Origin of the sequence: Tibeticola sp. (assembly GCF_022759015.1) — a bacterium.
Lineage (GTDB): Bacteria > Pseudomonadota > Gammaproteobacteria > Burkholderiales > Burkholderiaceae_C > Tibeticola > Tibeticola sediminis.
Genome location: NZ_JAEMQB010000163.1, coordinates 1 through 6,108, shown reverse-complemented (window position 1 = coordinate 6,108; position 6,108 = coordinate 1). Strand labels below are relative to the sequence as shown.

The following is a 6,108-nucleotide window of genomic DNA, read 5'->3' as shown; positions in this document are numbered from 1 at the left end:
TTATCGGCTGTAGTTTTTTAACGTCCAAACCCTCAGCAGCTTCCACCACCTCAGGCAACCCATCCGCGATCAGATGAGCCTCGAATTATGACACGGTTTTTAAAACCCTGTCAAGCATTGTGGTTATTTTGCATTGCACTCAAACCACTTTGCTTTGCAAGCTGCGGCGGCTTGCCGCTGCTTGCTTTCGCTGCCGCTCTCGAAGCAGCGAAGCCCTCTACTGTAGCACAACTTTTTGCAGGTCCTGAAAAAAATTTTTCTGGGGCCCTGCCGAAGCGCGCTGCTTCGTAGCGGGGAGGCGAATTGTAGCAGCATTTTTGGGCGGTGGCGTGACTTTCAAGCGCGAGGTGGTGTCGTTAGGGCAAGCCTGAACCGGTCCCTCGCGGGCCGGGCATCCCGGCTGCGGGCGCGCGCCATCGCGGGATCTGATTCAGCGTGCCTTGGGCGGCACGTGCGGGGTTGCGTCGGGATAATCGGACCTCATGGCACTGATCAACCTCCATGACGCGCATCTGGCCTACGGGCATGTTCCCCTGCTGGACGGGGCTTCGTTTGCGCTCGAGGCCGGGGAGAGGGTGGGGCTCATTGGGCGCAACGGGACGGGGAAGTCTTCGCTGCTGAAGATTTTGGCCGGGATGGAGCATCTCGAGGACGGGCGGGTTCAGTTCCAGAGCGGGGTGCGGGTGGCTTACGTCGCTCAGGAGCCTGCACTGGATCCGGCGCACTCGGTGGCCCAGTCGGTCCGCGAGGGTTTGCGAGAGGTGGTCGATCTGGTCGAGCGTTACGTTCGAGGCGATGGTGATCTCGACGCGTTGCAGGCCGCGATCGAGGCGCGCGATGGCTGGAATTGGGAGCGGCGGGTCGAGGAGACGCTGCAACGCTTGCATCTGGAGGCGAGCGCCCCGATCGGCGCACTTTCCGGCGGGATGCGTAAGCGTGTGGCGCTGGCCCAGGCGCTGGTGACGCGGCCGGATGTGTTGCTGCTCGACGAGCCGACGAACCATCTGGATCTGGAGGCCATCGAGTGGCTCGAGGGCTTGCTGCTCGACTTCAAGGGCAGCGCCGTGGTGATTACGCATGATCGCGCGTTTCTCGATGCGGTGTCGACGCGCATCGTCGAGCTCGACCGTGGGCAGTTGCGCTCCTACCCCGGCAACTACACACAGTACCAGGCGCTCAAGGACGAGCAGCTCGCACAAGAGGCGGTGGTTCAGGCCAAGGCCGACAAGCTGCTGGCGCAGGAGGAGGTGTGGATCCGCAAAGGTGTGGAAGCACGGCGCACGCGCGCGCAGGGGCGGATCGTGCGACTGGAGCGGCTGCGCGCCGCACGGGCGGCTCGGCGCGAGGTGCTGGGCCGCGTGCGCATGGAGGTGGCATCGGGGCAGCCGAGCGGCAAGATCGTCGCGGAGCTGACCGATGTGAGCAAGGCGTTCGGTGCGCGCACGGTGGTGCGCAAGCTCAGCACGACGATCCTGCGCGGGGACAAGGTCGGGCTGATTGGACCCAACGGGGCGGGCAAGACGACCTTGCTCAAGCTGATCCTGGGCGAGCTGAGCCCCGACAGCGGGCAGGTGCGCCAGGGCGCGAATCTGCAGGTGGCTTACTTCGACCAGTTGCGCAACGCGCTGGATCTGGACGCAACGCTGGAGGACTTCATCAGCCCGGGCAGCGAGTGGATCGAAATCGGCGGCAAACGCCAGCATGTGAAGAGCTACCTGGGCGACTTTCTGTTTTCGCCAGCGCGCGCCGCCTCGCCGGTGCGTTCGCTGTCGGGGGGTGAGCGCAATCGGCTGCTGCTGGCGCGGCTGTTCGCACGGCCCGCGAATGTGCTGGTGCTCGATGAGCCGACGAATGACCTCGACATCGACACGCTGGAATTGCTCGAGGACTTGTTGCAGAGCTACGAGGGCACGGTGTTTCTGGTGAGCCACGATCGACGCTTCCTCGACCACGTCGTGACCAGCACCTTGGTGGCCGAGGGCGATGGCCTGTGGCGCGAATACGAAGGCAGCGTGGAAGACTGGCTGACCCAGTCCGCGCGCAGCCGCGCGATTCAGGAAGCTTCCAAAACAGGAGCATCCCAAGACCGAAATACGCTGGCGGGCGCTCAAAAAGACCACAAACCTCGACCGGCACCCGCCGCGCGACCCGCAAAGCTCAGCTACAAGGAGCAGCGCGAGCTCGACGGGCTGCCCGCGCGCATCGAAGCCCTCGAAGCCGAGCAAGCCGCCCTGCGTGCCGAGCTGGCCGACGGCAGCCTCTACTCCCGAGACCCGCAGCGTGCCGCCGCGCTGCATGCCCGCGATGCAGCGATCGAGGACGAGTTGATGGCGGCGCTGGAGCGCTGGGAAGCGCTCTCGGCGCGCTGATCTCGTCAACGACTCGGAATGGCGTGTGGGGCCGCGCGGGGCGCGGCCCAGCCCGACCCTCAACCCCGCATCGCCGCGAGGTGCACATGCAGCCTGCGCCAGAACTCGGCCTCTTGCGTGGTCGCGAAGTTGATGCGCATCAGGGGGCTAGCCCCACCACGCGCGTGAAAGAGCGAACCGGGTGCCAGCAAATAGCCCTCATCCAACAGCCGCAAGGCGAGCGCGTCGGTGTCCACACCGGTATCGATCCAACCGAACAGCCCCGCGGGCTCAGCGGCAAACCGGCAACCGGCTTGCTGCGCGAGTTGCACGCTGCGTGCGCGCGCGGCGTCGAGGCGCTGGCGCAGCCGCTCGGTGTGGCGGCGCAACTGGCCTTGTTCGATGCACAGCGCCAGCGCCTGCTCGAGCAGGCTGGGCGTGGTCAGCGTGGCCAGTAGCTTGGTGTCGAGCAGCCGCTCGACCAGCGCCGCGGGCGCCGCGAGGTAGCCCACGCGCCAACTCGGCGCGAGGATCTTGGCGAAACCACTCACGTAGACCGTGCGCTGGAGGCCGTCGAGCACGCTCATGCGGGTGGCGTGCTCCGGCGCGAGGTGGCTGTAGGTGTCGTCTTCGAGCACATGAAAGTCGTGCTGCTGTGCCAGCTGCAGCACGCGATGGGCCGCGGCAGGCGTGAGGCTGCCGCCGGTGGGGTTGTGCAACACGCTCACGCTGACATAAAGCCGCGGCGCATGTTCGGCGCAGTAGCGCGCCATGACGTCGAGGTTCGGCCCCTGCGGCCCGCGGGGCACGGGCAGGATGCGCATGCCCAGCGCGTCGAGACGGGCGAACTCCACCGCCCAGCCGGGCTCTTCGACCATCACCGCGTCCCCGGGCTTGAGCAGGGTGCGGCTCACGATGTCGAGCGCATGCGTCGCGCCCACGGTGGTGAGGATCCGATCCGGCGTCGCGGGCAGCCCGAGCGCGACCAGACGCTGGGCCAGCACCGCGCGCAAGCCCGCATCGCCTCGCGGATCGCCGTACTGCAGCGCCGTGGCCGGCCATTGGCGCGAGGCCGCCACCTTGCGAACCGCGGCAGCAACGAAGGGCGCGGCCAGCCAGTCGGGCGGGAAGATGCCCATGCCCGGTTGCGGCTGCGCGCCCGCCGGTGCAAACATGCCACGGATGAGCGCCGTGGCGTTGATGGGCTGCTGCAGGCGCGACGAAGTTGCTTCTTTTTCAGGAGCATGAGACGACCGTTTCACGCTGGGATTCGGCGCGTTTTGTTCCAAATCCCGCACAAAGAAGCCGCGCTGCGGCCGCGCCTCGACCAGCCCTTGTGCCAGCAACTGGTCGTAGGCGGCCACCACGGTCGCCGGGCTCACGCCGTGCAGGGCGGCACATTGGCGCACGCTGGGCAAGCGCGCGCCCGCGGGCAGCAAGCGATCGAGGATGCGCGCGGCCAGGCGCTGCGCGAGCTGTGCACTCAGGGGTTCGCCGGCTCCGCGGGTGAGCGGGTGGGTCGGTTGCATCGAAGGCTCCGAATCGGGCTGTACGAGCTCACAGGCCAATACAGATTCATTTCTGGATCACTGAACTGTACTGCTCTCGTACTGCCATGCGCTCTACGATGAGGCACTGTCCTTCCATCGTTCGACCATCGTCCATGAATCCAGATGAACTCGTCGCACTGCTGATCCTGGTCACGGCCACGAGCTTCACGCCGGGTCCCAACACCACTTTGTCGACGGCGCTGGCGGCCAATTTCGGCCTGCGGCGCGCGCTGCGCTTCGTCTTTGCGGTGCCGGTGGGCTGGGGCATGTTGCTGCTGGCCTGCGCTTGGGGCGTGGGCGCGCTGCTGCTGGCGTTTCCCTTGCTGCGCGGCGCCATCGTGATCGGCGGTGCGGCCTATCTGCTGTGGCTGGCGGCGCGGCTCGCGCGCAGCGCGCAGCTCGGCCAGGCCCGGTCGGAACAGCTCCAGGTCGGTTTCGTGCAAGGCGTGGCGCTGCAGTTCGTCAACATCAAGGCCTGGATGCTGGCGCTGGCCATCGTCGCGGGCTGGATCGCCGGCCGCCCCGATGCCGCCGCGCGCACCGCGCAGGTGCTGCCGCTGATGCTCGTCTTCGGGCTGGCGAGCAACCTCACGTACGCGGCGGTCGGCTCGCTGCTGCGTCACTGGCTCACGCAGGGGCAGCGCCTGCTGGTGTTCAACCGCTGCATGGCCGCGGCGCTGCTGGCCACGACGGCATGGATGCTGCGGGGTGCGTGGTGAGCCGGTCGACGCGCTCATGCTGGGCTTCGACTGTGCGGTGCTGGCCATGGTGCGGCCCGACCGACGAGCGATCGCCACGACGCGCCGAACAAGCCCGCTAGTTTCACTCGAAACCGCTGAAGCAGCTGTATCCCCTCACCCCGGAAGGACCGCCCCATGAATTGGACGCTTGCCCGCCGCACCCAGGCGATGAACCCCTCGGTGATTCGCGAGATCCTCAAGGTCACCGAAAAGCCCGGCATCATCAGTTTTGCAGGCGGCCTGCCCGCGCCGGACACGTTTCCCGTCGAGGCCCTGCGTGAAGCCACCGACCAGGTGCTCAGCCGCGACGGGCGTGCCGCGCTGCAGTACGCCGCCAGCGAGGGCTTCGGCCCCTTGCGCGAGGCGGTGGCGGCGCAACTGCGCGCGCAGGGCATGGGGGTCGATGCCGATCAGGTGCTCATCACCAGCGGCAGTCAGCAGGCGCTGGATCTGGTGGGCAAGGTGCTGATCGACGCGGGCAGCCGCGTGCTGGTCGAGTCGCCCACCTATCTGGGCGCGTTGCAGGCCTTCGCGCCGATGGAGCCCAGCTTCGCCGCCGTGCCCAGCGACGCCGAGGGTCCCGACCCCGAGGCCCTGCACCGGCTGGCCACGGCGGGCACGGCGCCCGCACGCTTGGCCTATCTGCTGCCCAACTTCCAGAACCCCAGCGGCCGCACCTTGAGCGCCACGCGCCGCGACGAGCTGGTCGCCGTGGCGCAGCGCGCGGGCCTGCCGCTGGTGGAGGACAACCCCTACGGCGACCTGTGGTTCGACGCACCGCCTCCGCCGCCGCTGGCCGCGCGCTGGCCCGAGGGCTGCCTCTATCTCGGTTCGTTCTCCAAGGTGCTCGCGCCGGGGCTGCGGCTGGGCTATGTGGTGGCGCCGCGCGCGGTGTTCCCGAAACTGCTTCAGGCCAAGCAGGCGGCCGATCTGCACACGCCGGGTTTTAACCAGCGCATCGTGGCGCGGCTGCTCGACGATGGATTCCTGGAGCGGCACGTGCCCAACATCCGCGCGCGCTACCGCGCGCAGTGCGCGGCCATGCTCGCAGCGCTGGAGCGCGAAATGGCGGGTCTGGACGTGCGCTGGAACGCGCCCGAGGGGGGCATGTTCCTCTGGCTGCGCCTGAGCGCCGGGCTCGACGCCACCGCGCTGCTGCCCGAGGCGGTGCGCGCCGGTGTGGCCTATGTGCCCGGCGCCGCCTTCTTCGCCGAAGCGCCCGATGCGCGCACGCTGCGCTTGTCCTTCGTCACCGCCAGCGTCGAGCAGATCGACCGCGGCATTGCCGCGTTGGCCAACGTGGTCCGCTGCGCCCGGGCACAAAGCCCGGACGCGCCGGCTGCCGCCGCACTCGACACCGGCGGTTGACGGCCGCGCACAGCTCCTGACCCAAAATCACCCCCGTTGCCCATGAACCCGCCCAGCCCCACACCCCGCGGCCGCCCCTTCCGTCAAGTCGACGTCTTCACC

The 6,108-nt window shown here is 68.0% G+C and carries 4 protein-coding genes; 3 read left to right on the top strand and 1 reads right to left on the bottom strand.

Features of this window, described 5'->3' with window-relative positions; all coding sequences use genetic code 11:
• Nucleotides 1-482 precede the first annotated feature (482 nt).
• Nucleotides 483-2,369, top strand: coding sequence for an ATP-binding cassette domain-containing protein (locus JHC36_RS10230; RefSeq protein ID WP_287918743.1), 1,887 nt, complete (start codon nucleotides 483-485; stop codon nucleotides 2,367-2,369).
• 59 nt (nucleotides 2,370-2,428) lie between these two features.
• Here the strand turns inward: JHC36_RS10230 and JHC36_RS10225 are convergent, their stop codons facing one another.
• A complete protein-coding gene (locus JHC36_RS10225) occupies nucleotides 2,429-3,877 on the bottom strand; it encodes an aminotransferase-like domain-containing protein (protein ID WP_287918741.1) in 1,449 nt (482 codons plus the stop codon).
• Between the two features lie 134 nt (nucleotides 3,878-4,011).
• On the opposite strand from JHC36_RS10225, the gene JHC36_RS10220 reads away from it, so the two are divergent.
• A complete protein-coding gene (locus JHC36_RS10220) occupies nucleotides 4,012-4,617 on the top strand; it encodes a LysE family translocator (protein ID WP_124222708.1) in 606 nt (201 codons plus the stop codon).
• Nucleotides 4,618-4,773: 156 nt separating this feature from the next.
• Nucleotides 4,774-6,006: an aminotransferase-like domain-containing protein gene (locus JHC36_RS10215; RefSeq protein ID WP_287918738.1), complete on the top strand. Its 1,233-nt coding sequence runs from the start codon at nucleotides 4,774-4,776 to the stop codon at nucleotides 6,004-6,006.
• The last annotated feature ends 102 nt before the right edge of the window (nucleotides 6,007-6,108 follow it).

What these genes read in the sequence shown, in the direction of transcription:
- JHC36_RS10230 (WP_287918743.1), top strand. Translation starts at nt 483, where the DNA reads ATGGCACTGATCAACCTCCATGACGCGCATCTGGCCTACGGGCATGTT.
- JHC36_RS10215 (WP_287918738.1), top strand. Translation starts at nt 4,774, where the DNA reads ATGAATTGGACGCTTGCCCGCCGCACCCAGGCGATGAACCCCTCGGTG.
- JHC36_RS10225 (WP_287918741.1), bottom strand. Translation starts at nt 3,877, where the DNA reads ATGCAACCGACCCACCCGCTCACCCGCGGAGCCGGCGAACCCCTGAGT.
- JHC36_RS10220 (WP_124222708.1), top strand. Translation starts at nt 4,012, where the DNA reads ATGAATCCAGATGAACTCGTCGCACTGCTGATCCTGGTCACGGCCACG.